This is a genomic window from Propionivibrio sp., from assembly GCF_041441355.1.
Lineage (GTDB): Bacteria > Pseudomonadota > Gammaproteobacteria > Burkholderiales > Rhodocyclaceae > Propionivibrio.
Genome location: NZ_JASDTF010000019.1, coordinates 326348 through 348159, shown reverse-complemented (window position 1 = coordinate 348159; position 21812 = coordinate 326348). Strand labels below are relative to the sequence as shown.

General features: G+C 66.4%; 24 protein-coding genes. 12 read left to right on the top strand and 12 right to left on the bottom strand.

The genetic code is table 11. From position 1 onward, the window contains the following. Positions 1–97: 97 nt before the first annotated feature. The 4 genes from QMB55_RS08090 to QMB55_RS08075 form a co-directional block, all read right to left on the bottom strand. Complete coding sequence (locus QMB55_RS08090; RefSeq protein WP_497588176.1) at positions 98–1879, bottom strand: acyl-CoA dehydrogenase; 1782 nt, start codon at positions 1877–1879, stop codon at positions 98–100. 82 nt (positions 1880–1961) lie between these two features. Continuing rightward, positions 1962–2924 (bottom strand): electron transfer flavoprotein subunit alpha/FixB family protein, encoded by a 963-nt coding sequence (locus tag QMB55_RS08085; protein ID WP_497588175.1) that lies wholly within the window; start codon positions 2922–2924, stop codon positions 1962–1964. After that, positions 2921–3688 carry an electron transfer flavoprotein subunit beta/FixA family protein gene (locus tag QMB55_RS08080; RefSeq protein ID WP_497588174.1) on the bottom strand — a complete coding sequence of 256 codons (768 nt, stop codon included), beginning with the start codon at positions 3686–3688 and terminating at the stop codon, positions 2921–2923. The genes QMB55_RS08085 and QMB55_RS08080 overlap by 4 nt, the downstream gene beginning before the upstream one ends. Before the next feature lie 147 nt (positions 3689–3835). Further along, the gene (locus QMB55_RS08075) at positions 3836–4243 is read right to left on the bottom strand and encodes a GNAT family N-acetyltransferase (RefSeq protein WP_497588173.1); all 408 of its coding nucleotides are present in this window, start codon (positions 4241–4243) and stop codon (positions 3836–3838) included. A gap of 176 nt (positions 4244–4419) precedes the next feature. Between QMB55_RS08075 and QMB55_RS08070 the strand changes: the two genes are divergently transcribed. The 4 genes from QMB55_RS08070 to QMB55_RS08055 all read left to right on the top strand — a co-directional run bounded on the left by QMB55_RS08070 (position 4420) and on the right by QMB55_RS08055 (position 6836). After that, positions 4420–5073 carry a LysE family translocator gene (locus tag QMB55_RS08070; RefSeq protein ID WP_497588172.1) on the top strand — a complete coding sequence of 218 codons (654 nt, stop codon included), beginning with the start codon at positions 4420–4422 and terminating at the stop codon, positions 5071–5073. Continuing rightward, the gene (locus QMB55_RS08065) at positions 5070–5561 is read left to right on the top strand and encodes a 2-thiouracil desulfurase family protein (RefSeq protein ID WP_497588171.1); all 492 of its coding nucleotides are present in this window, start codon (positions 5070–5072) and stop codon (positions 5559–5561) included. The genes QMB55_RS08070 and QMB55_RS08065 overlap by 4 nt, the downstream gene beginning before the upstream one ends. Before the next feature lie 199 nt (positions 5562–5760). Next, positions 5761–6306 carry a superoxide dismutase [Cu-Zn] SodC gene (sodC, locus tag QMB55_RS08060; RefSeq protein ID WP_497588170.1) on the top strand — a complete coding sequence of 182 codons (546 nt, stop codon included), beginning with the start codon at positions 5761–5763 and terminating at the stop codon, positions 6304–6306. A 68-nt stretch (positions 6307–6374) separates the two neighbouring features. Continuing rightward, a complete protein-coding gene (locus QMB55_RS08055) occupies positions 6375–6836 on the top strand; it encodes a methyltransferase family protein (RefSeq protein WP_497588169.1) in 462 nt (153 codons plus the stop codon). Positions 6837–6961: 125 nt separating this feature from the next. Here the strand turns inward: QMB55_RS08055 and QMB55_RS08050 are convergent, their stop codons facing one another. The 3 genes from QMB55_RS08050 to cysB are packed head-to-tail and all read right to left on the bottom strand — an operon-like array spanning position 6962 to position 8748. Next, complete coding sequence (locus tag QMB55_RS08050; RefSeq protein ID WP_497588168.1) at positions 6962–7471, bottom strand: hypothetical protein; 510 nt, start codon at positions 7469–7471, stop codon at positions 6962–6964. Between the two features lie 16 nt (positions 7472–7487). Further along, complete coding sequence (locus tag QMB55_RS08045; protein ID WP_497588167.1) at positions 7488–7817, bottom strand: hypothetical protein; 330 nt, start codon at positions 7815–7817, stop codon at positions 7488–7490. Continuing rightward, the gene (cysB, locus tag QMB55_RS08040) at positions 7801–8748 is read right to left on the bottom strand and encodes an HTH-type transcriptional regulator CysB (RefSeq protein ID WP_497588166.1); all 948 of its coding nucleotides are present in this window, start codon (positions 8746–8748) and stop codon (positions 7801–7803) included. The genes QMB55_RS08045 and cysB overlap by 17 nt, the downstream gene beginning before the upstream one ends. 122 nt (positions 8749–8870) lie before the next feature. Here cysB and QMB55_RS08035 point away from each other — a divergent pair, with 122 nt between their 5' ends. Genes QMB55_RS08035 through cysN form a run of 5 tightly spaced genes read left to right on the top strand, consistent with a single transcriptional unit; the run spans position 8871 to position 14149 of the window. Beyond that, entirely contained in the window at positions 8871–10583 is a 1713-nt protein-coding gene (locus QMB55_RS08035) for a nitrite/sulfite reductase (RefSeq protein WP_497588165.1), read from the top strand. Then, positions 10583–11107, top strand: a complete 525-nt coding sequence (locus QMB55_RS08030; RefSeq protein WP_497588164.1) for a DUF934 domain-containing protein — start codon at positions 10583–10585, stop codon at positions 11105–11107. The genes QMB55_RS08035 and QMB55_RS08030 overlap by 1 nt, the downstream gene beginning before the upstream one ends. Further along, positions 11104–11907: a phosphoadenylyl-sulfate reductase gene (locus QMB55_RS08025; RefSeq protein ID WP_497588163.1), complete on the top strand. Its 804-nt coding sequence runs from the start codon at positions 11104–11106 to the stop codon at positions 11905–11907. Before QMB55_RS08030 ends, QMB55_RS08025 begins: the two co-directional genes overlap by 4 nt. Positions 11908–11930: 23 nt before the next feature. Next, a complete protein-coding gene (cysD, locus tag QMB55_RS08020; protein WP_497588162.1) occupies positions 11931–12854 on the top strand; it encodes a sulfate adenylyltransferase subunit CysD in 924 nt (307 codons plus the stop codon). Further along, positions 12854–14149: a sulfate adenylyltransferase subunit CysN gene (gene cysN / locus QMB55_RS08015; RefSeq protein WP_497588161.1), complete on the top strand. Its 1296-nt coding sequence runs from the start codon at positions 12854–12856 to the stop codon at positions 14147–14149. Before cysD ends, cysN begins: the two co-directional genes overlap by 1 nt. 27 nt (positions 14150–14176) lie before the next feature. On the opposite strand, the gene QMB55_RS08010 is transcribed toward cysN, so the two are convergent. The 5 genes from QMB55_RS08010 to nhaR form a co-directional block, all read right to left on the bottom strand. Further along, positions 14177–14941: a substrate-binding periplasmic protein gene (locus QMB55_RS08010; RefSeq protein WP_497588160.1), complete on the bottom strand. Its 765-nt coding sequence runs from the start codon at positions 14939–14941 to the stop codon at positions 14177–14179. Between the two features lie 172 nt (positions 14942–15113). Beyond that, positions 15114–16487, bottom strand: coding sequence for a C4-dicarboxylate transporter DcuC (dcuC, locus tag QMB55_RS08005; protein WP_497588159.1), 1374 nt, complete (start codon positions 16485–16487; stop codon positions 15114–15116). Between the two features lie 68 nt (positions 16488–16555). Beyond that, positions 16556–17656 carry a mandelate racemase/muconate lactonizing enzyme family protein gene (locus tag QMB55_RS08000; protein WP_497588158.1) on the bottom strand — a complete coding sequence of 367 codons (1101 nt, stop codon included), beginning with the start codon at positions 17654–17656 and terminating at the stop codon, positions 16556–16558. Positions 17657–17831: 175 nt separating this feature from the next. Next, complete coding sequence (locus tag QMB55_RS07995; RefSeq protein ID WP_497588157.1) at positions 17832–18983, bottom strand: M29 family metallopeptidase; 1152 nt, start codon at positions 18981–18983, stop codon at positions 17832–17834. A gap of 174 nt (positions 18984–19157) precedes the next feature. Next, positions 19158–20108, bottom strand: a complete 951-nt coding sequence (nhaR, locus tag QMB55_RS07990; RefSeq protein WP_497588156.1) for a transcriptional activator NhaR — start codon at positions 20106–20108, stop codon at positions 19158–19160. Between the two features lie 190 nt (positions 20109–20298). Between nhaR and QMB55_RS07985 the strand changes: the two genes are divergently transcribed. The 3 genes from QMB55_RS07985 to htpX are packed head-to-tail and all read left to right on the top strand — an operon-like array spanning position 20299 to position 21808. After that, positions 20299–20658 (top strand): HPF/RaiA family ribosome-associated protein, encoded by a 360-nt coding sequence (locus tag QMB55_RS07985; RefSeq protein WP_497588155.1) that lies wholly within the window; start codon positions 20299–20301, stop codon positions 20656–20658. Positions 20659–20660: 2 nt separating this feature from the next. Continuing rightward, complete coding sequence (locus tag QMB55_RS07980) at positions 20661–20885, top strand: hypothetical protein (protein ID WP_497588154.1); 225 nt, start codon at positions 20661–20663, stop codon at positions 20883–20885. 44 nt (positions 20886–20929) lie between these two features. Continuing rightward, positions 20930–21808 carry a protease HtpX gene (gene htpX, locus QMB55_RS07975; RefSeq protein WP_497588153.1) on the top strand — a complete coding sequence of 293 codons (879 nt, stop codon included), beginning with the start codon at positions 20930–20932 and terminating at the stop codon, positions 21806–21808. The last annotated feature ends 4 nt before the right edge of the window (positions 21809–21812 follow it).

Below are 21812 nucleotides of genomic sequence, written 5' to 3'. Positions count from 1 at the left end.
TCGCTCGTCTGGATCACCCTCGCCTCGCTTGCAGAATATGTCTTCGCCACATTCTATACCGCTCGCAGGCGCGAGGTCACGCCCGCAGGCGAACGATCTAAATCCGTTCGTCGGACGGGCCGAGCACGCTTGCAGCGCCCTCGCACACGCAGGCCGACAGCCCGTCGGCCATTACGAGGGCATGTTCGGCGTACACCCGCGCGCTCGTCAGCTTGTCGGTGTCGAAAGGATCGGTGCCGCCGGCGGCGAGGCGTTGCGCGGCGATGCCCGCGGCGCGCGCCATCTGCCAGCCGCCGGCCACCAGGCCGAAGAGGCGCAGGAAAGGCACCGCGCCGGCCGCCGCGGCGCGCGGTGCCTGTGCGGCGTAGGCAAGCTCGGCACGGCCCGCCGCATCGAGCGCGGCGATGCCCGCTTCGAGGCGGCGGCGCAGGTCGGCGCAAGCGCCCGGCAGCGCCTCGGCGTCTTCGCGCATTGCGGCCAGCGTCCGCACGAAGGCCGCGCCGCCGTCGCGCGCGAGCTTGCGCCAGACGAGGTCGTTGGCCTGGATGCCGGTCGTCCCCTCGTAGATCGGCGAGATGCGCGCGTCGCGCAGCAGTTGCGCGGCGCCGGTGCCCTCGATGTAGCCCGCACCGCCATGCACCTGGATGCCGAGCGAGGCAACCTCGACGCCCAGCTCGGTGCTCCAGCCCTTGACCACTGGGATCAGCAGCTCGGCAAAGGCCTGCCGTTCGGCGCGCAGCGCCGGGTCGGGATGGCGCTCGCCGAGGTCAAGCGCGGCGGCGACGACGTAGGCCAGGGCCCGGCTGGCTTCGGCCTGGGCGCGCATGACGAGCAGCATGCGGCGCACGTCGGGGTGCGTCACGATGGGCACACGCGGCCCGCCGCGCACGCCGACGGCATAGCCCTGGATGCGTTCGCGGGCGTAGTCGCGCGCCTGCTGGTAAGCGCGTTCGCAAACGGCGACGCCTTCCATGCCGACGCCGAAACGCGCCGCGTTCATCATCACGAACATGTATTCGAGGCCGCGCTGCGCCTCACCGACGAGGAAGCCGAGCGCGCCCTCGCGCTCGCCGAACGCCATCGTCGCCGTCGGACTGGCGTGGATGCCGAGCTTGTGTTCGAGCGCGATGCAGTGGGCATCGTTGCGCGCGCCGAGGCTGCCGTCGGCGTTGGGGATGAATTTCGGCACCAGGAACAGCGAGATGCCCTTGACGCCTTCCGGCGCGCCCGGCGTGCGCGCCAGCACCAGATGGACGATGTTCTCGGCGAGGTCGTGCTCGCCGTAGGTGATGAAGCTCTTTTGCCCGTAGAGGCGGTAGCGGCCGTCGGCCTGCGGCTCGGCCCGGGTGCGCACCGCGGCGAGGTCGGAGCCGGCCTGCGGCTCGGTGAGGTTCATCGTCCCTGTCCAGCGGCCGCTCACCAAAGGTTCGAGGTAGATCGCCTTGAGTTCGTCAGAGCCGGCCAGCACCAGGGCTTCGACGGCCCCCGTGGTCAACAGCGGGCAGAGCGAAAAGGCGTGGTTGGCCGACTTCCACATTTCGCCAACCGCCGCGGCGACCACTCGCGGCAGGCCCTGGCCGCCGTATTCGGGCGGCCCCGAGAGCGCCGACCAGCCGCCTTCGACGAAGCGCCGGTAGGCCTCGGCAAAGCCCTGCGGCAGGCGCACCGCGCCGGCCTCAAAGCGCGTGCCTTCGCGGTCGCCGGAGGCGTTGAGCGGCGCCAGCACGGTCTCGGCGAACTTGGCCGCTTCGGCGAGGATCGCCTCGACCACGTCGGGCGTGGCCTCCTCGCATCCCGGCAAGGCGGCGATCGCCTCCAGGCCGGCCAACTCTTCCAGCACGAAGCGCATGTCGCGCAACGGCGCACGGTATTCGCCCATCGCCACCTCCCGCTTGCCCGGGGCCCGTGCCGGGCCCGCACCAGGATTTCTCCTGGCTGGGACCGGCCCGGCGGGCCGGGGTTCAGCCAAGCGCGGCGGTGAGTTCGGGCACCAGCGTAAACAGGTCGCCGACGAGGCCGTAGTCGGCGACCTGGAAGATCGGCGCCTCCGGGTCCTTGTTGATCGCGACGATCACCCGGCTGTCCTTCATTCCGGCCAGATGCTGGATGGCGCCGGAAATGCCGACGGCGATGTAGAGCTGCGGCGCGACGACCTTGCCAGTCTGCCCGACCTGCAGGTCGTTGGTCACGTAGCCCGCGTCGACGGCGGCGCGCGAAGCGCCGAGCGCGCCGCCCAGGCGGTCGGCGAGCGGTTCGAGCAGGGCGCGGAAATTCTCGCCGCTGGCGAGCCCGCGGCCGCCGGCGACGACGACGCTGGCCGCCGTCAGTTCGGGGCGCGCGGAGACGTTGAGCTCGCGCCCGATCACGCGCGACAGGCCGAGGTCCGGCCCGGCGGCCATGGTCTCGACCGGCGCCGCAGCGACAGCCACCGTCGCAGGTTCGAAGGCGGTGGCGCGCACCGTGGCGAGGATCGGGCTCGAGCCCGCAGGCACGCGCACCGTCGTCAGCACGCTGCCGGCGTAGATCGGCCGCACAAAGGTGTCCGGCGCCAGGACGTCGACGATCTCGGAGACCTGCGGCACGTCGAGCAGCCCGGCGAGGCGCGGCAGCACCGACTTGCCCAGGGCGCTGGCCGGCGCCAGCAGGTGTGAGTATTCGGCGGCCAGCGGCGCGAGCAGCGCGGCCAGGTTCTCCGCGCCCAGGTCGGCGTAATGCGGCGCATCGCAGCAGCGCACGCGCGTCACGCCGTCGAGCTGCGCGGCCTGCGCGGCGATTTCAGCGCAGCCGTCGCCGACGACAAGCACGTCGATTTCGGCGGGACTGCTGCCACATTTGGCGATGCGGACGGCGGCGGCAACGGTGGCCGCCGTCGCGGGCTTGAGGATTTGCCGGTCGTGTTCGGCGAGGACGAGGAAGCGCGTCATCCGATCACCCGGGCTTCGTTTTTGAGTTTGTCGACGAGTTCGGCAACGCTTTCGAGGCGCACCCCGGCGGCGCGGCGCGGCGGTTCGGCATAGCCGAGCACGGCCAGCCCCGGCGCAACGTCGACGCCGAGTTCGGCCGGCGTCAGCGTTTCGAGTGGCTTCTTCTTGGCCTTCATGATGTTCGGCAGGGTTGCGTAGCGCGGCTCGTTGAGCCGCAGGTCGGCGCTCACCACCAGCGGCAGGCGGGCTTCAAGCGTCTCGTGCCCGCCGTCGACTTCGCGCGTGACGCGCGCCAGCCGCGCGCCAGTGTCCATTTCAAGCTTCGAGGCGTACAGCGCCTGCGCCCAGCCGAGCTTGGCAGCGAGCATCGCACCGACCTGCGCCGCGTCGTCGTCGATGGCCTGTTTGCCGCACAGCACGAGGTCCGGCGTTTCCCGCGCGCACACCGCGGCGAGCAGGCGGGCCACGGCCAGCGGCTGCAGTTCAGCGTCGGTCTCGATCAGCAGCGCGCGATCGGCGCCGAGCGCCAGCGCTGTGCGCAGCGTCTCCTGGCAGGCCGCACCGCCGGCCGAAACCACCACCACTTCGACGTCGCCGGCCGCGCCGGCTTCCTTGAGGCGCACGGCTTCTTCCACGGCGATCTCGTCGAACGGATTCATCGCCATTTTGGCGTTGGCGATGTCCAGCCCGGAACCGTCGGCCTTGGCGCGCACGCGCACGTTGTAATCGACCGCCCGCTTCACGGGCACCAGAATTTTGAGCACTGTCCTTCCCTTCCCCTCGAAAATGCAGTTTCCGTTCGTCCGAACGGGTGCCTGGAAAGCCCGTTTCAAGCGCCTTGCAACACGGCGCAAAGCCCGTCTGGATGCGGCTTCCAGGCCGGCTCAGGATAGGTTCGGGCGGCCATCGTGTCAATGCTCGCCGCCGGCATAGATCCACATCGATTCGGTCCGCCCGGCGCGGGAAAAACCCAAGGCCGCGTAGAACGAAACCGCTGCGCCGTCGGCGACCAGGATGCGCTGATGAAAGTCGCGGTATTGATCCAGCAGGCAGGTCATCATCCGCCGCCCCACCCCGCGCCGCTGGAAATCGGGATGCACCAGCAGGTGCGGAAAGTAGACCACCAGATGCCCGTCGGAAATGGCATTGGCGAGACCAACGAGGCGCCCGGCCACGCGCGCCGTCACGAGGGCGTGCGAGTTCCGCAAGGCGGCCATGAGCTGCCCCGGCTTCTCCGCTGCCGACCAGCGGTGGGCGCGGTACAGGGCCAGGACTTCCGCCTCGGCCACGGCATCGGCGAGGGAAACGACGATTTCCATTCATGCGCTCCTTGAAGGTGCGGCGGCAAGATTGTCCGGCACGCCACCCATTATGCCATCACGATGACAGGTCCACGCCCTGCGGACAAGCCGCGGCGGAACGTGCCAGAATGGCGCCTTTCGTCGCTCCCCACCGCGCCTTTCCGCTTCGCGCGCCATTTTTTCGCTCCCCCGCCATGCCTGCTGACGTCTTCGCTGCGCCTTCGACCGCCTTTTTCTGGAACGCCTTTCCCGTCTTCTTGCTGATGGCCGCGGTCACCATCGCCACGCCCGGGCCGGGCGTGATCATGACGCTCACCAACACCGTGCGCTTCGGCCTGCGCAACTCGCTGGGGGGCATTCTGGGGCTGGCAGCCGGCATCTTCTGCGTCGCGACGCTCTCGGCGACCAGTCTCGGCGTGCTCCTCGCCAGTTCGGCGCAGGCGTTCACCGTGGTCAAGTATGTCGGCGCGGCTTACCTCGTTTACCTCGGCCTGCGCCTGTGGCGCGCACCGGTGCGCAGCGATGCCGAGATTGCGGCGGTCACCGCGCCCTTCCACCGCCGCTTCGCCGCCGGCCTCGCGCTGCAACTGACAAACCCGCAGTCGATCCTGTTCTTCATGTCGGTCTTCCCGCAGTTCATCGACCCTGCTTCGCCCTTCGTGCCGCAGTTCGTCGTCCTGGTGTGCACCTTCAGCACCCTGCTGGTGCTGATCCACCTGGCCTACGCCACCAGCGCGCGCTACGCCGGCGGCTGGCTGCGCCGCCCCGGCGCCGGCCGCTGGATCAACCGCGCCTCGGGCAGTGCTTTCATCCTCTTCGGCGTGCTGCTCGCCGGCGCCCGGCGATGAAACGCCTTCTGGTCAGCGCCTGCCTGCTCGGGCAGCCGGTACGCTACGACGGCCAGAGCAAACCCGTGCCCGACGCACGCCTCGAACGCTGGGCCACGGAAGGCCGCCTCGTTCCGTTTTGCCCGGAGTGCGCCGCCGGCCTGCCGACCCCGCGCCCGCCGGCCGAACGCCAACAGACGCCCCAAGGCACCCGCGTCGTCAGCGTCAACGGCGACGACCTGAGCGCGACCTTCGCCGCCGGCGCCGCCCAGGCACTGGCCACGGCCCGCCAGCAGGCGGTGGTCGGCGCCCTGCTCAAGGAAGGCAGCCCGTCCTGCGGCGTGCACCGGATCTACGACGGCAGCTTCAGCGGTCGCCGCATCGCTGGCGCCGGCCTGACGACGGAAGCCTTGCGCGCCGCCGGTTTCCCGGTGTTCTGCGAAGATGAGCTCAACGCCGTCGAGGCGTTGCTCGCCGAGGGCGAAAACCACCCCGGCGCCACGCGCTGAACCGACCACCACAGGGCCATAGGCCCCCCCACCGCCCGCGCAGCACGTGTTTTATGGCCGGCACCGCCGGGACACAATCGCCCGCATCGCACTTTTCCGCCCCTGACCGGTCAGACGCCGGTGGCCGCCCGCAGCGCGCGGTGCACGCGTCGGCGGTTCCGCCGCAGACGCCCCATCATCCATTCAGGAGGGAACACGCATGCAGTCAGGATTCCGTACTCCGTTCCACGTCTCGCAGTGTTTCGTTGCCGCCGCTTTGCTCTTCGCGGCCGGTCAGGCCGTCGCCGACCTCAGCGTTCCGATGTACAAGGTCGATGAAAACGGCGTCGGCGCCCCGGTCGGCACCATCGCCGTGACGAGCAGCCCCTACGGCGTCGTCCTGACGCCCGACCTGAAAGGTGTGGCGCCCGGCGTGCATGGTTTCCACGTGCACCAGAACCCGAGTTGCGACGCCGCCGAACAGAATGGCAAGAAGGTCGCGGCGCTGGCCGCCGGCGGCCATTACGATCCGCAGGGCAGCGGCAAGCACGGCACTCCTTGGGGCGACGGCCACCTCGGCGACCTCCCCGCCCTGTATGTCGATGCACAGGGCAACGCCAACCAGCCGGTGCTGGCTCCGCGCCTCAAGGAGAGCGATTTCGCTGGCCGCTCGCTGATGATTCACGCCGGCGGCGACAACCACGCCGATCACCCGGCCCCACTCGGCGGCGGCGGCGCGCGCCTCGTCTGCGGCGTCGTCAAATAGGCGAAGCGGGAGGCCCAGGCGGCCCGCCGCAGCGGGCCGTCAGACCCTGCTCAGTGATCGGAAAAAACATGCAGCGCCTCGAGCTTCGCCTGCCGCCGCCGGCCGTGCTGCTCCTCTGGGCCGCGGCCATGAAAGCCGGCGCCTGGGTTTGGCCGGCGCTGGCCTTCGACCTTCCGGCACGGCGCCCTCTGGCGGCGGCCCTGGCCCTCGCCGGCCTCGTCTGCGCCCTGGCCGGGGCCTGGGCCTTCCGCAACGCGCAAACCACCTTGGACCCGAGGCGCCCGGAACAGGCCAGTTGCGTCGTCAGTACCGGCATCTACCGATGCACGCGCAATCCGATGTACCTCGGCATCGCCCTTCTTCTCGCCGCGTGGGCAACGTACCTCGCCCACGCGCTGGCCCTCGTCGCCTGGCCGCTGTTTATCGCCTACCTCACGCGCTTCCAGATCGTGCCCGAAGAACGGCACCTGCGCGAAAAGTTCGGCCCGGAGTACGCCGCCTATCAAGCACACGTGCGGCGCTGGCTGTAATTCCGCGCCGAGATCTTCCGTAAGGTCGTCAAGTCCTTGCCTTCGCCTTGCCGGCGATTCGCACGGTCTGCAACGCGGCGTCGTGGCACGATGGCTTTATCAACGGAATAAGGCCCACCGGCGGCTCAATCGTTTTCGGGATCGTTCTCGGTATACCGGCCGACCCACCAGGCCAGCCCGAGCAGGGCAAAGGCAATCGCCAGCGGCAGGCGGTAACGCGTCGATTCGCGTTCGTAATATTGCTCGTAGGCCAGCCGGCTCTCGCCCGGAGAAAGCTCGGCCCGCCCCTGGCGGACCACTGAAACGGGCCAGACGAAACCATGCTCAAGGGGCAAGACCTCACCGGCCACGGCATAGATCACCGCGCCTTCGCCTTCGCACACGAAGGACATGGCCAGGCAATCCGTCCGCCCTTTCTCCCCGCCCTCAAGCTCCAGACGGATTTCTCCGCCCCCGCGCGCGGTCTGGACCCGAACCGCCTTTCCACTCATGGGCACGCGCGCGTCGTGCCGCGCAAAAACTGCCTCGGGCAGCGCGGGCGAAGAACCCCAGAGATAGACCGCGCCCACAAACATCACGCCGGCCATCAACAGAAGCGACGCGCGGAAACGAATCGCGTTGTTTCGCCATGACATCGCAGCCCCCTCCGTATCAGCGGATCATGCGGTTTGGATCGTCCTGCACGCGCACGGCCTCGCCTTCGATGACGGCCCCGTCGGCCGGCGGTGCGTCGGCTCCGGCAGCGCCCATGGCCTCGGCGGCGCGCTGCTGCGCTTCGATCGACTCGCGCATCGCTTCGCGCAGGGCACGCGTCTTCCACCAGAAATAAAGCCCAACGCCGAGCGCGACGACGGCCAGCACGGCCACCACCACGAGCGAGAACATGAAGCTGGCGGCCAGCGCCACGGCGCCGAGGATGACGGCGAAAACGCGAGCCACCGGCCCCTGGCCGGGGCCGCCGGCGTTAAAGTTGGTACTCATCCTGGTTTCCTGTTCCGGCCATCGCCATATCGACGGCCTTGCGCCCCAACTGGGGCGCGAAGAGTTCAATGAAATCGTATTCGAAACGGCGCAGGTAAGTGCCGCGCCGCAAACCGAGGCGGGTGGTGTTGGTGCCGAAGAGGTGGGTGGCGTCCAGCGCCTTGAGGCCGGTGTCGCGCGCCGGATCGAAGGCCATGTGGGCGATGATGCCGAGGCCCAGGCCGAGGCCGACGTAGGTCTTGATCACGTCGGCGTCGATCGCCGCGAGCACCACGTTGGGTTCCAGGCCGGCGCGCTCGAAGGCTTTATTGATGCGCGAACGCCCGGAGAACGCCGGGTCGTAGGTGATCAACGGCCAGCGCGCCAGGGACTGCAGCGAAAGGCCGGGCTCGTTCAGGATCGGGTGGCCATCCGGGGCGATCACGCAGTGCCCCCACTGGTAGCACGGCAGCATGATGAGCTGCGAGTACTGGTCGAGCGCTTCGGTGGCGATGGCGATGTCGGCCTCGCCCTTGATCGTCCATTCGGCGATCTGCGTCGGGCTGCCCTGATGCATCGAGAGGCGCACGCGCGGGTGGCGCTCGACGAAGCGCTTGACCACCTCGGGCAGCGCGTAGCGCGCCTGGGTGTGAGTGGTGGCGATCACCAGGCTGCCGGTGTCGCCGCCGGCGTATTCCTCGCCAACCCGCTTGATGTTGTCGACTTCGCGCAGGATGCGGGCGGCGATCTCAAGCACGCGCTGGCCGGGCTCGGTCACCGCGGTCAGGCGCTTGCCGCTGCGCTCGAAGACGATCACCCCGAGTTCGTCCTCAAGCAGTTTGATCTGCTTGGAGATGCCCGGTTGCGAGGTATAGAGGGTCTCGGCGGCTTCGGAAACGTTGAGCCCGCAGCGGGAGACTTCAACCAGATAACGGAGTTGTTGCAGCTTCATCGGCAGCACGCAAAATAACTTTAAGTTCTACAAATCTAACTTAATATTCTTTTTGCAGCAACTGCCCGCTGCTACGATGCACCGCTCCAGTTTCATTGCACCAATTGCCTAAGGAGCGCAGCGTGTACCGCTACGATCAAATCGACCAGCGCATCATCGACGAACGGGTTGCCCAGTTCCGCGGCCAGATCGAACGCAACCTCGCCGGCCAGCTGCCGGATGACGAGCTGCGTCCGCTGCGCCTGCAGAACGGTCTCTACATCCAGCGCCACGGCCCGATGCTGCGCATCGCCGTCCCCTACGGCCTGCTCTCGGCCGAGCAACTGCGCCGGCTGGCCGAGATCACCCGCCGCTACGACCGCGGCTACGGGCACTTCACGACGCGCCAGAACCTGCAGCTCAACTGGCCGAAGTTCGAGGAAACGCCGGCCATCCTCGCCGACTTGGCGAGCGTGCAGATGCACGCCGTCCAGACTTCGGGCAACTGCATCCGCAACATCACCACCGATCCCTTTGCCGGCGTTGCCCCGGACGAGCTCGTCGACCCGCGCCCGTACTGCGAGATCCTGCGCCAGTGGTCGACCTTCCATCCGGAATTCGCCTTCCTGCCGCGCAAGTTCAAGATCGCCGTCAATGCCGCGGCGGAAGACCGCGCGGTAATCCGCGCGCATGACGTCGGCCTCGAACTGTGGCGCAATGCCGCAGGCGAAGTGCGCGTGCGCGTTTTCGTCGGCGGCGGTCTCGGGCGCACCCCCATCCTCGGCCAGGTGCTGCGCGAAGACCTCGAACCCGAACATCTGCTCAGCTACCTCGACGCCGTACTGCGCGTCTACAACCAGCACGGCCGGCGCGACAACGCCTACAAGGCGCGCATCAAAATCCTCGTCAATGCTCTCGGCATCGAGGAATTCGCACGCCAGGTCGAGGCGGAATGGGCGCACCTCAAGGACGGGCCGAACACGCTGACCGCCGCCGAATTCGCCCGCGTCAGCGCGCACTTTGCGCCCCCGGCCTATGCTCGCGTGACGCTCGACGAGAGTGGCCGCGACCCGGCCTACAGCGCCGCGCTGGCTGAGGATCGCGCCTTCGCACGCTGGGCGAGCCGCGCTGTACATGCCCACCGCGTCCCCGGCTACGCTGCCGTCACGCTCTCGCTCAAAGCGCACGGTAACGCGCCGGGCGACATCAGCGCCGAGCAGATGGACGCCGTCGCCGACCTGGCCGAGCGCTTCGCCTTCGGCGAACTGCGCAGCACCCACGAACAGAACCTCGTCCTCGCCGACGTGCGCCAGGCCGACCTCTACACGGTATGGACCATCGCCCGCGCCAACCGCCTGGCGACGCCCCACATCGGCCTCTTGACCGACATGATCTGCTGCCCGGGCGGCGACCTCTGCGCCCTAGCCAATGCGCGCTCGGTGCCGGTCGCCCAGGCGATCCAGGATCGTTTCGACGACCTCGACTACCAGCATGACCTCGGCGAACTCTCGCTCAACCTCTCGGGCTGCATGAACTCCTGCGGCCACCACCACGTCGCCAACATCGGCATCCTCGGCGTCGATAAGAACAACGAGGAGTGGTATCAGGTCACGCTCGGCGGCCGTCAGGGCAACGCCACCACGATCGGAAAAGTCATCGGCCCGTCATTCGCCGCCGAGGAAATCCCCGACGTGATCGCCGCGCTGCTCGCCGTTTATGTCGAGGCACGCACGCCCGAGGAACGCTTCATCGATACCTTTGACCGGATCGGCACCGAGCCTTTCAAGGCCCGCGCCTACGCCGGCCGCGACCGACGCAAGACGGCCGCCCTGGAAACCGCCAAGGAGAGCGCGTGATGCCCCGCCTGATCAAGAACGACCGCATCGTCGACGACGCCTGGACGCGCCTCGTCCTCACCGAGGGCGAAGCACCCGAAAGTGTGGCCCTGCCCAATGCTTCAGTCATTTTTCCGCTCGCCGTCTGGCAGGCACAGCGCACCGCCATCCTCGCCCGACCGCATGAAGTCGGCGTCTGGCTCGACAGCCACGAGGGTGCGGAAACGCTGGCTGGTGACCTCGCTCACCTCTCGGTCATCGCGGTGAATTTCCCCAAATTCACCGACGGCCGCGGCTACACCACGGCCCGCCTGCTGCGCGAACGCTACGCCTACCGCGGCGAAATCCGCGCCATCGGCGACGTGCTGCGCGACCAGCTGCAGAACCTGCGACGTTGCGGCTTCGATGCTTTCGCCGTCCGCGAAGGGCGCGACCTCGAGGATGCCCTGCGCGGTTTCGCCGATTTCAGCGAGCATTACCAGACCGCCGTCACCGAGCCGCAGCCGCTCTTCCGCCGTCGCGCCGACGCTGGAGGACGCGCATGAAGCACCTGGCCATCCACCTCGACGACGAGGCCTTGCGCCTCGCCCTGCAGGCCAGGGTGAACAGCGCCCGCGCCCTGCTCGCCCGGATCGCCGCCGATTACGCGCCGGCCGTCCTCGCCAACAGTCTGGGCGCCGAAGACATGGTACTCACCGACCTGATCGCACGCGACGGCCTGGAGATCGACATCTTCTCGCTCGACACCGGCCGCCTGCCGCCCGAGACCTACGACCTGATGGCCCGTCTTGAGCTGCGCTACAACCGCCACCTGCGCTACTACACCCCGCAGCACGAAGCGCTCGAAACTTACACGCGAACCCACGGCATCAACGGCTTTTACGACTCGGTCGAACTGCGCCGCGCCTGCTGCGAAGTGCGCAAGGTCGAACCGCTGCGCCGCGCCCTCGCCGGGCGCAAGGCCTGGATCACCGGTCTGCGCAGCGCCCAGTCGCCAACGCGCAGCGCGCTGCCCGAGCAGGAGTACGACACGACGCACGGGCTGGAGAAATTCAACCCGCTCGCCGACTGGTCCGAGCGCGAAGTGTGGGCCTACATCCGTCTGCACGACGTGCCCTACAACGCCCTGCACGACCGCTTCTACCCGAGCATCGGCTGCGCCCCCTGTACCCGCGCCATCACGCCGGGCGAAGACGTCCGCTCCGGACGCTGGTGGTGGGAAAATGCCGACACCAAGGAATGCGGCCTGCATGTCCATTCCACGCTCGACGGGACGTCGTCGCAGGCGAACGAGGGCCTCGCCCCCGTCAAGGCGTCGCAGGCGCCGGCCGAAGACAAAACCTGAACAATAAAACCACAGGTGTTTCAATGACCACACTGACCCAGCAAACCGCCGCCAACCTCTCCCACCTCGACTGGCTGGAATCCGAGGCCATCCATATCCTGCGTGAAGTCGCCGGCCAGTGCAGCAACCCGGCCCTGCTCTTCTCGGGCGGCAAGGATTCGATCTGCCTGCTGCGTCTGGCCGAGAAAGCTTTCCGCCCCGGTCGCTTTCCGTTCCCGCTGCTGCACATCGACACCGGCCACAACTACCCCGAAGTCATCGAATACCGCGACCGGCGCGCCGCTGAAATGGGCGAACGCCTGATCGTGCGCTCGGTCGAGGACTCGATGCGCCGCGGCACGGTGGTGCTCAAAACGCCCGACGAATCGCGCAACAAGCACCAGTCGGTGACGCTGCTCGAAGCGATCGAGGAGTTCGGCTTCGACGCCTGCATCGGCGGCGCCCGCCGCGACGAGGAGAAGGCCCGCGCCAAGGAGCGCATCTTCTCCTTCCGCGACGCCTTCGGCCAATGGGACCCGAAGAACCAGCGCCCGGAACTCTGGGATCTTTATAACGCCCGCAGCCACAAGGGCGAGAACATCCGCGTCTTCCCGATCTCGAACTGGACCGAATTCGACGTCTGGCAGTACATCGAACGTGAACGGCTCGAACTGCCGTCGATCTATTACGCCCACATCCGTCCGGTCGTACGCAAGGCCGGCGGCCTGCTGCCGGTGACGGCGATCACCCCGGCCGCGCCGGGCGAGACGGTCGAACAGCTGCGCGTGCGCTTCCGTACTGTCGGCGACATCACCTGCACGGCACCGGTCGAGTCCGACGCCGACACGCTGGAGAAGATCATCGCCGAGACGGCGACGACGACGATCACCGAGCGCGGCGCCACCCGCCTCGACGACCAGACCTCCGAAGCTTCAATGGAACAACGCAAGAAGGAAGGGTATTTCTGATGTCCGCACTCGAACACCTCCCCCCGTCCAAGGAGCAAACCCAGGACAACGGCCTGCTGCGCTTCCTGACTTGCGGCAGCGTCGACGACGGCAAGAGCACGCTGATCGGCCGCCTGCTCTACGACACCAAGGCCATCCTCGCCGACACCCTGAATGCCATCGAACGCACCTCGCAGAAACGCGGCCTCACGGCCATGGACCTCTCGCTGCTCACCGACGGGCTGCAGGCCGAACGCGAACAGGGCATCACCATCGACGTCGCCTACCGCTACTTCACCACCGGCACCCGCAAGTACATCATCGCCGACGCGCCGGGGCACGAGCAGTACACGCGCAACATGGTCACCGCCGCGTCGACCGCCGACCTGGCGATCATCCTCGTCGATGCGCGCAAGGGCGTCCTGACCCAAACCCGCCGTCACTCCTGCATCGCGCATCTGGTCGGCATTCCGCACCTCGTGGTGGCGATCAACAAAATGGACCTCGTTGACTACTCGCACGAGGTCTTCATCCGGATCATGGACGACTACCTCGCCTTCGCCCGCCAACTCGGGATCGACGACGTCCACTTCATTCCGCTCTCGGCCCTGAACGGCGACATGGTCGTCGAACGTGGCGAGCGCCTGGACTGGTACACCGGCCCGACCCTGATCGAGCTGCTGGAACGCGCTGGCACGGCCCATCAGGACCATGCCGAACCCTTCCGCTTTCCGGTGCAGTACGTCTGCCGACCGCAAGATTCGGCCAATCCGGAACTGCACGACTACCGGGGCTTCATGGGGCGCATCGAGGCGGGTTGCATCGCCGTCGGCGACGAAGTGGCCGTTCTGCCGTCCGGACGCACGAGCCGGGTGCGCGACATCCGCGTCCTCGAAGCTTCGCTGCCCACCGCTTCGGTCGAGCAATCGGTCACCCTGCTGCTCGAGGACGAGATCGACATTTCGCGCGGCGACATGATCGTGCGCCCCGGGGAAGCTCCGCGCGTGACGCGCGAGCTCGAAGCCATGCTCTGCTGGCTGTCGGAAACGCCGCTCGACCCGCGCCGCAAGTACCTCATCCGCCACACCACGCGCGAAACCAAGGCTTTGCTCGACGGCGTCGAGTACCGCCTGGACATCAACACTCTGGCGCGCGGTCCGGCCGAGCACCTGGCGATGAACGACATCGCCCGGGTGCGCTTCAAGCTGGCGCAGGCGTTGTGCATCGACGCCTACGCCGACAGCCGGGCCACCGGTGCCTTCATCGTCATCGACGAGGCGACCAACAACACCGTCGGCGCCGGCATGATCGTCTAAATCCGCGCCAGGCCTGCCCGGGCAGGCCTAGTCGGTGACCAGGAAGGCGCGGACGATGGCGTTGATCCGGCCGCTCCGCTGCAGGCGATCGACCGCCGCCTGCAGGCGTTGCGCCAGCGCGGGGTCGGAATCGACATTGAGGGCAAAATAGTAGGCGCCGACGTCGCTCAACGGCATCACCCGCTTCACCTGCCCCGGCGCCAGGCCGGCGTTGCGCAGGTTCCAGCTCATGCCAATCTCGGTATCGACCATGGCATCGATCATGCCGCGCGCCATCATGCGCAAGGCATCGACGTTCACCGGCAGGACGACGATCGCCTGACTGCTCACGCCGGCGCGTTCGAGGTCGGTGATCGAAGCTTCGCCGCGCACGACGCCAACCCGAAGGCTGGACAGCTCCTGCGCGTTGGTCGGCAAGTGATCGAGGCTGGAACGCGCGTAAACATAGGTCGCGCGCGGCAGGATCGGGCCAATCCAGAGGAATTCATGCTCGCGCTCGGGCTTCCGGGCCACGGTGTAGAGCAAAGCATTGCGGGTATTCTGCACGGTTTTGTAGGACCGCACCCAGGGGAGGTAGTTGATCCCGCACTCGAGCTTGGCCTCGGCGCACATCGCCCGCAGGATCTCGGTCGACAGCCCCTTGATCTCGCGCCCCTCTTGGTAGTTGTAAGGAACCCATTCGCCGGTATAGACCGCCAAGGGTTTTTCTTCGGCCGTCGCTACGGAGGCCAGCAGGATTAAGGACAACAAGAAACCGAACATCGCGCGCAAGCTTGCCATTTGAAAAGGCATTTTTTTCTCCTTGTAGAGCGCTGCAGACCTTGCCTCGGGTACCCGTCAATTCTAAACCATCGCCTTGCCGTGCGCCGGGCCGGCTTGGGGCGGTTCCTGAAAAACAAAAAGCCCGCGCCGAAGCGCGGGCCGGTTCAAATCCGAAACCGTCGAAACCGTTTCCGATCGCGGATCAGTAGAACATCACGAAGTTGGCCGTGACCAGCGTGATCAGCGATACCGTCATCGGAATCGCGGTCCGTTTGACCACGTCAAAGGGCGAAACGTTGCCCATGCTCGAGGCCACCACGATCACCGCGGTAATCGGCGACATGGCGCGTGCCGAGCTGGCCGCGAAGTGCATCGGCAGCAGCATGACGACCGGCGCAACGCCCATCTTGGCGGCAACGCCCGGGATCATCGCAGCGAAGGCGAAGAACGGTGCGTTACCCGACCCCATGATGATCGAGCAGACGATGATGATGCCCGTGGTAACCATGATCATGCCGGCGGCGCCGAAGCCCGAAACCTGGGCGGCGTGGATGATCGAGTCGATCGTGCCGATCGTCTGCAAGCCCTTGGCGAAGGTTTCGCCGGCGACGATCAGGGTGATGACGTTGGCCATCTGCATCCCCAGGCCATCGAAGAAGACCTGGATGTCGCCCATGACCTTCTTGCCGTCGCGGGTGCGGATGAATTCGACGAGCATGCCGACCGCCAGACCGATCATCATGGCGATGATGATGTTCATCTTCACCGAGTCGATCGCGTATTTGCTGAAACCCAGGATCAGTGCCAGCGGAACGAGCGGCAGCAGCGCATAGAACTTGGGCGGCAGCTTCTCGACCGTGCCGTCGGCGTTGACGTGCGGGGTCAGTTCGACCGGCTGCACGACGTGCCCGTCACGCTTGTCCATCCAGCGCTGGGTGAAGAAGTGCGCAGCGGCGACGAAGGGCAGAACCCAGGCCGTCACCGGAACCTGATACTTGACCCAGTATTCGACGGGGTCGATGCCCGCGGTGTTGGCGGTGAGCAGCGTGCCGGTGTCGCTCGGGCTCCAGTCCAGACAGAGCGTGGTGGCGATGACCGCGACGGCCGACAGGCGGCTGACGCCCAGGCTGATCAGGATCGGGAAGGCGGTGACCATGAGCAGCATGGCCAGGCCCGAGGCGCTGTTGATCGCCAGGCCGAGGAACATGCCGAGCACCCAGGTCGCGGCCATGACCACGTAGGGCGACTTGAGCAGCAGCAGCGGCTTGATGGTCGCATGCACCAGCGCCTTGCTGGCGCCGATGTGGTCCATGTAGCGGGCAAAGCCAGCCACCGCCATGATGTTCAGACCAAGACCGGCAGCACGCGAGCTGAGCGTGTTCTTGATGAACTCGAAGGCGTCGAAAAGCACGAGGCCCGTGCTCTGCTTGGCCGGAAGGATGGTGCCGATGCCAAGACCGACGGCCGCGAACATCAGCGCAAAGCCGGCGATGAACAGGACGGCCTGGGCCTTGTACTTCTTGACAATGAAGTAACCGGCCCAGACGGTCACGAGAATAGATAAGACGATACCCAAAATATCACCCCGCTAGTTTGTGTTGCGATTAATGACAATGACGACGCCTCGATGATGCCGCCCGACGCTCAGTGCACAGTTGTAATTGGTATCCAGCCTGAGATGTCGTTGATGCCCAGCCCCGGGGTTTCCGGAATGATCAGCTGGTTTCCATTGAAACTCACGCCGCCGACGACGGGATCCTCGGCAAGGAGGACAGCCGCATCGAGGTCGGCGCGAGTGACAATTTTTTTGCCCGCCGCAAGGCTCGCGGCAGCGGTGATCCCGACCTTGCTTTCGAGCATGCAGCTCATCATGCACTGCACGTCGAGGGTCTCGGCGAAGTGCGCGATCTTGAGCGCGCTGTGCAGGCCGCCGGCCTTCATCAGCTTGATGCTGATCAGGTCGCAGGCGCGGTGGGAAAGCAACTGGAAGACCTCGTACGGACCGAAGGCCGACTCGTCGGCCATGATGTCGGTCTCGACGTGGTCGGTCACGTATTTCAAACCTTCGAGGTCGTGCGCCTTGACGGGCTGCTCGATCAGTTCGATGCCCAGGCCTTCGGCCTCGAAGCGGCGGATGATGCGCACCGCCTCCTTGGCGCCCCAGCCTTGGTTGGCGTCGAGACGGATGGCGACGCCCGCGCCGATGGCTTCGCGGATGGCGCGCACGCGCGCGAAATCGAGCGCCGGGTCGTTGCCGACCTTGAGCTTGAGCGCCGTATAGCCCTCGCCGACGGCGGAGAGCGCATCGCGCACCATCTCGTCCGGAGCGTTGAGGCTGATCGTGAGGTCGGTTTCGAAGGCGGTGCGGTAGCCGCCGAAGAATTTGTAGAGGGGCATGCCGAAACGACGCGCGAAGAGGTCGTAGACGGCGATGTCGAGCGCGGCTTTGGCTGAATGGTTGTGCAGCATGCCCGCATCGAGGAGACCCATGATCGCCTCGAGGTTCTCGACGTCCTGGCCGATCAGGCGCGGCCCGAGGGTGTCGCGGATCGCCGCAACGATGGAATCCTGGCTGTCGCCGGTAATCACGGCGGTGGGAGGGGCGTTACCGAAACCGACTTCACCGCTGTCGGCCTCGACCCTGATGACGATGTCCTCAGCCGAGTCGACCCGGCGCAAGGCCGTCTTGAACGGACGCTTGAGCGGAATGCTGACCCGCCCGATGTGAATGGCACTGATCTTCAACTGGTCCTCCCAAAGGAAAACGGAATGCCGTTACACGGCAGCGCAGGGATTCAATTCGCAGCTCGTTTTCCACTCCGGTCAATCGCCGCCCGGAGGCGGCGTTGCCGTTTTTTTCTGGCCAAACGAAGCGCTTGGCCGGGGGGCTCCGACTCCCGTCGCGCCCCCGCGTTCCGACTCAGGCGAAATCGACGACGTACTCGCCGTTGCGCATGAGGGGCAGGATTGTACCTTCTTCCAGCGCAATATCCACCATTTTCACGCCGATGTCCGGCTGCATCTCGGGGACATAGACGCGATCGATGTGGATCACCGCTTCGGGCTTGGTGAAGGCATCGGGCCCGACCTGGCCGCCGAAATGCTCACTGCGGCCGAAGGCGATGTGCATGCCGAGTTTCTCGTCGAGCAGCACCTTGCCGATCGGCTTGATGCCGAAAGCGGCCAGCACGCCAAGACCCAGCTCGGCGATGTTGCCGTAGGCCGGTTCGGCGACGAGCAGTTCGGCTTCTTTCTTCGACGCCTCGCCCTGCGAAATCACTTCGACCGCCTTGTTGTTCTCGATGCGATAGAGCACCACTTCCTTGCCGAACTGCACTGGCATGATGCCGGCGGTACGGCTCGGCTCATTCTCGCCCTCGTAGGGAACGATGTAGGCTTCGCCCGAGGGCAGATTGCCGGCGGCACCGGTCTTCGGCAGCAGGCCGCTCGAAGAATGGGCGCTGCGGAAGCGCAGGTCGAGGTGCAGCTTGGCTTCGCCGCCCGGGTGCGTAAACACGATGTCGGCGCCGCTCGCCTTGTCGAGCACGTTCTTGAGGTAGTTCACCCGGCGATTGACTTCGGTGTAGTCGATGCGCAGCGCCGGCACCATGTCGTGACGGAAGCCGCCCATCGTCGCCGCGCGGAAGGGGTACTGCTTGGCCGCCATCTTGAGCGGCGCGGTGGCCGAAAACTGGGTCGGCACCAGCATGATCGGGGTGCTGGCGAAGATCTGGGCAAACGGGATGGCCTGCGCCGGATCGAGGCTCTCGGCCGTCGCCGGCAGGTCGCCACCGGAGTGGATCCAACAGGTATCGGGCAGGTTGCCGTTGTTAGTGTGGGCGTTACGGTAGAGGACGAGCGTCGTCTGCGTTCCACCCAGATCGGCGGCATGGGCCGAGAGCAGCGTCGCCCACTCAAGGGCGGTCGCGCGGCGCGCGGTCCAGTCGGGGTTGTCGGCGACCACCGCATCCGGCAGGTCCACCAGGATGGCGATGTTCTTTTCATCGGCCTTGGGCTGGAATACGCGACGCACCAACGCCACCAGTTCCTCGCCGCTCAAGCGCTCAATCATCTTTCTCTCCGCTAAATTTCGAAAACCGCGCGAGTATCGTCCAACCCAGCGCGAAACGTCAATTCAGCCCACCCGAGACCCACGGGGCACCCGAGCGAGCACCCCGGGAGGATTGCACATAAAAACACCAAAAGTCAAAGGCAACGTCCGTATCGAGCAAAATCGCCTTTCCTTTCAGACCTCATTCAGCGACCCGAAAACGTTCTCGCGCGCCGCCCGACTGATCGCGACGATGGCCGGGTGGCTCAAACGACGTTCGGCGGAAATGACATACAACCGTTCGACGACCTCGGGAATGCGGCCGACCACCCGCACCTGGTACTGCCGCCCCACATGCGCGGCAATCGCCTCCGGCGCCGCGAACAGGCCGGCACCGGCCTGACCAAACGCCTTCATCAGGGCACTGTCGTCGAACTCGCCGACGACGTGCGGGCGCAAATGGTTTTGTTCAAACCACTGCAGCAGACCGGAATGGATGGCGAAATCCTCGCCAGGTAGCAAAAACGGTGCTTTGGCGACCAGGTCTGCCAACACCTCCGCATCAAACGTTCCGCGCGCACCGACCCCAGCCGGCGCAAAGCGATCGAGCAGGCTCTTGGCGGCAAAGATGACGAGCGGGCTTTCGCCGAGCAGGTGGCTGTAGGCTCGCACATTAAGATTGGCCGGCATGGCCTGATCGGCGATCACGGCATCGAGTCGATGCACCGAGAGTTCGGCGAGCAGCGATGACAGGCGCCCTTCGCGGCAAATCAGACGGACGGGTTCATCGAGTTCCAGGGCGGGTTCGAGCAGGCGATAGGCCACCGATTTCGAAACCGAGTCGGCAACACCGACGCGCAGCGGCAGGCTGAGGACCGTCTGCGAGTCGCGCACCACGTCCAGCATCTCGTCGCCGAGCGCAAAGATTTCATCGGCGTAGCTCAGCATGCGCCGCCCGGCCTCGCTCAGTTCGAGCGTGCGCCCCGTCCGCCGGAAGAGGACGACCCCGAGCGCATCGGCGAACTCGCTCAGCTGGCCGCTGATCGACTGCGGCGTAAGGTGCAATTGCTCGGCCGCGCGGGCGATGCTGCCGGTCCGCGCCACCATCCAGAAATAGCGCAAATGCTTGTAGTTGAGCGTGGCCAAGACGCCTCCATCTTCCGTGGCACAAGGAAACCAATCCCTATCATCGGCGCGACTTCGTTCCGGAACCCCGATTCGCCGTGCGCCGAAGATTCATCGAATTTTTCTTACATTCAATAAATTTTATTCGACTTGTTGGATCATTTTACCTTCTCTAGCATGAAAGTCGTAAACCACAGGAAAGGAGCACAGCATGCGCATCGACATCCAAACCCACGGTTTCGACCTCACCGAAGGCCTGCGCCAGCACACCGAGCGTCGCCTGCAGTTCGCGTTGAGTTGGGCCAACCACGACATCCGCTCGGTCAGCGTCGACCTTTCCGACGTCAATGGCGCCCGCGGCGGCCCCGGCAAACGTTGCCGCATCCAGATTCCGCTGCCCCGCGTTCAGCCGGTCGTCATCGAAGAAGTCGAGACCGACCTCTACGTCGCGATCGACCGCGCCGCCGACCGGAGCGAACGCACGGTCGCCCGTCGCCTCGAGCGCCTGCGCGAACACCGTCACGCCCGGCCGCAAATGGCCGAGGGCGCTGACGCCACGATCGCCCACTGAGCATGGGCAGTCGCTTCCCCCCGAAAGCCGCGCGTTCCGCACCCGCCCTTGCGGCGGGTACGGGCGCGCGCCCGATCGCCGCACTGCTGCGGGCGCCTGGAGATTCACCCACTGCGCTAGCGCCGATCCCGGACGACGCGCCACCGGTCGTCGTCAAGTCCCTGCGCCGCCCCCAGTTTGCCGCCCTGCTCACCCGTCCGCCGGTGCATTCGGCGGACGTTTCCTAAGCCGCCGGGCAACCGGCCGGACTCATCGCCCCCCGAGCCTATCCATGAAACGCATCCTTCTCTTTCTTGGCACCAACCTCGCAATCATGCTGGTGCTTTCGTTCAGCGTGCGCCTGCTCGGCATCCAGCCTTACCTGGCGGCCAACGGCCTCAATCTCGGCGCCCTGCTTGCTTTCGCCGCGGTGATGGGTTTTGGCGGCGCGCTGATCTCGCTGGCGATCTCCAAGTGGTCGGCTAAGCGCGCACTCGGAGTGCAGGTCATCGACTCACCTTCGACGAGCACCGAGTTCTGGCTCGTCGAGACGGTGCGCAAATACGCGCAGGAAGCCGGAATCGACATGCCCGAGGTCGGCATCTACGATTCGCCTGAGGTCAACGCCTTCGCCACCGGCATGCGCCGCAACGCCGCGCTGATCGCGGTATCCACCGGCTTGCTGCAGCAGATGACGCGCCAGGAAGCCGAGGCCGTGATCGGCCACGAAGTCGCGCACGCCGCCAACGGCGACATGGTCACGCTGGCGCTGATTCAGGGCGTGGTCAATACTTTCGTCATTTTCCTGTCGCGCGTGATCGGCTACCTCGTCGACCGCGTGGTGTTCAAGACCGAGCGCGGTAACGGGCCGGCCTTCTTCGTCACCATGATCGTCGCCGAACTGGTGCTCGGCATCCTGGCTTCGATGATCGTGATGTGGTTTTCGCGCCAGCGCGAATTCCGCGCCGATACCGGCGGCGCACGCCTGGCTGGACGGCAGAACATGATCGCCGCGCTCGAACGCCTGAAGCTCGCGCACACCGCGCCCTTGCCCGACAAGATGGCCGCCTTCGGCATCGCCGGCGGCCTGGGCAGCGGCCTGCGCCGCCTGTTCATGACCCACCCGCCGCTTGAGGAGCGCATTGCCGCGCTCAAGGCGGCGGAGCACTGAACCG

Excerpts from the sequence above, each read along its gene's own strand:
- QMB55_RS08075 (WP_497588173.1), bottom strand. The coding sequence starts at position 4,243 with ATGGAAATCGTCGTTTCCCTCGCCGATGCCGTGGCCGAGGCGGAAGTC.
- QMB55_RS08085 (WP_497588175.1), bottom strand. The coding sequence starts at position 2,924 with ATGACGCGCTTCCTCGTCCTCGCCGAACACGACCGGCAAATCCTCAAG.
- QMB55_RS07995 (WP_497588157.1), bottom strand. The coding sequence starts at position 18,983 with ATGATTGAGCGCTTGAGCGGCGAGGAACTGGTGGCGTTGGTGCGTCGC.
- QMB55_RS08055 (WP_497588169.1), top strand. The coding sequence starts at position 6,375 with ATGCAGCGCCTCGAGCTTCGCCTGCCGCCGCCGGCCGTGCTGCTCCTC.
- QMB55_RS08045 (WP_497588167.1), bottom strand. The coding sequence starts at position 7,817 with ATGAGTACCAACTTTAACGCCGGCGGCCCCGGCCAGGGGCCGGTGGCT.
- QMB55_RS08090 (WP_497588176.1), bottom strand. The coding sequence starts at position 1,879 with ATGGGCGAATACCGTGCGCCGTTGCGCGACATGCGCTTCGTGCTGGAA.
- QMB55_RS07985 (WP_497588155.1), top strand. The coding sequence starts at position 20,299 with ATGCGCATCGACATCCAAACCCACGGTTTCGACCTCACCGAAGGCCTG.
- QMB55_RS08070 (WP_497588172.1), top strand. The coding sequence starts at position 4,420 with ATGCCTGCTGACGTCTTCGCTGCGCCTTCGACCGCCTTTTTCTGGAAC.
- cysB (WP_497588166.1), bottom strand. The coding sequence starts at position 8,748 with ATGAAGCTGCAACAACTCCGTTATCTGGTTGAAGTCTCCCGCTGCGGG.
- cysD (WP_497588162.1), top strand. The coding sequence starts at position 11,931 with ATGACCACACTGACCCAGCAAACCGCCGCCAACCTCTCCCACCTCGAC.
- htpX (WP_497588153.1), top strand. The coding sequence starts at position 20,930 with ATGAAACGCATCCTTCTCTTTCTTGGCACCAACCTCGCAATCATGCTG.
- QMB55_RS08010 (WP_497588160.1), bottom strand. The coding sequence starts at position 14,941 with ATGCCTTTTCAAATGGCAAGCTTGCGCGCGATGTTCGGTTTCTTGTTG.
- sodC (WP_497588170.1), top strand. The coding sequence starts at position 5,761 with ATGCAGTCAGGATTCCGTACTCCGTTCCACGTCTCGCAGTGTTTCGTT.
- cysN (WP_497588161.1), top strand. The coding sequence starts at position 12,854 with ATGTCCGCACTCGAACACCTCCCCCCGTCCAAGGAGCAAACCCAGGAC.
- QMB55_RS07980 (WP_497588154.1), top strand. The coding sequence starts at position 20,661 with ATGGGCAGTCGCTTCCCCCCGAAAGCCGCGCGTTCCGCACCCGCCCTT.
- QMB55_RS08030 (WP_497588164.1), top strand. The coding sequence starts at position 10,583 with ATGCCCCGCCTGATCAAGAACGACCGCATCGTCGACGACGCCTGGACG.
- QMB55_RS08065 (WP_497588171.1), top strand. The coding sequence starts at position 5,070 with ATGAAACGCCTTCTGGTCAGCGCCTGCCTGCTCGGGCAGCCGGTACGC.
- QMB55_RS08050 (WP_497588168.1), bottom strand. The coding sequence starts at position 7,471 with ATGTCATGGCGAAACAACGCGATTCGTTTCCGCGCGTCGCTTCTGTTG.
- QMB55_RS08025 (WP_497588163.1), top strand. The coding sequence starts at position 11,104 with ATGAAGCACCTGGCCATCCACCTCGACGACGAGGCCTTGCGCCTCGCC.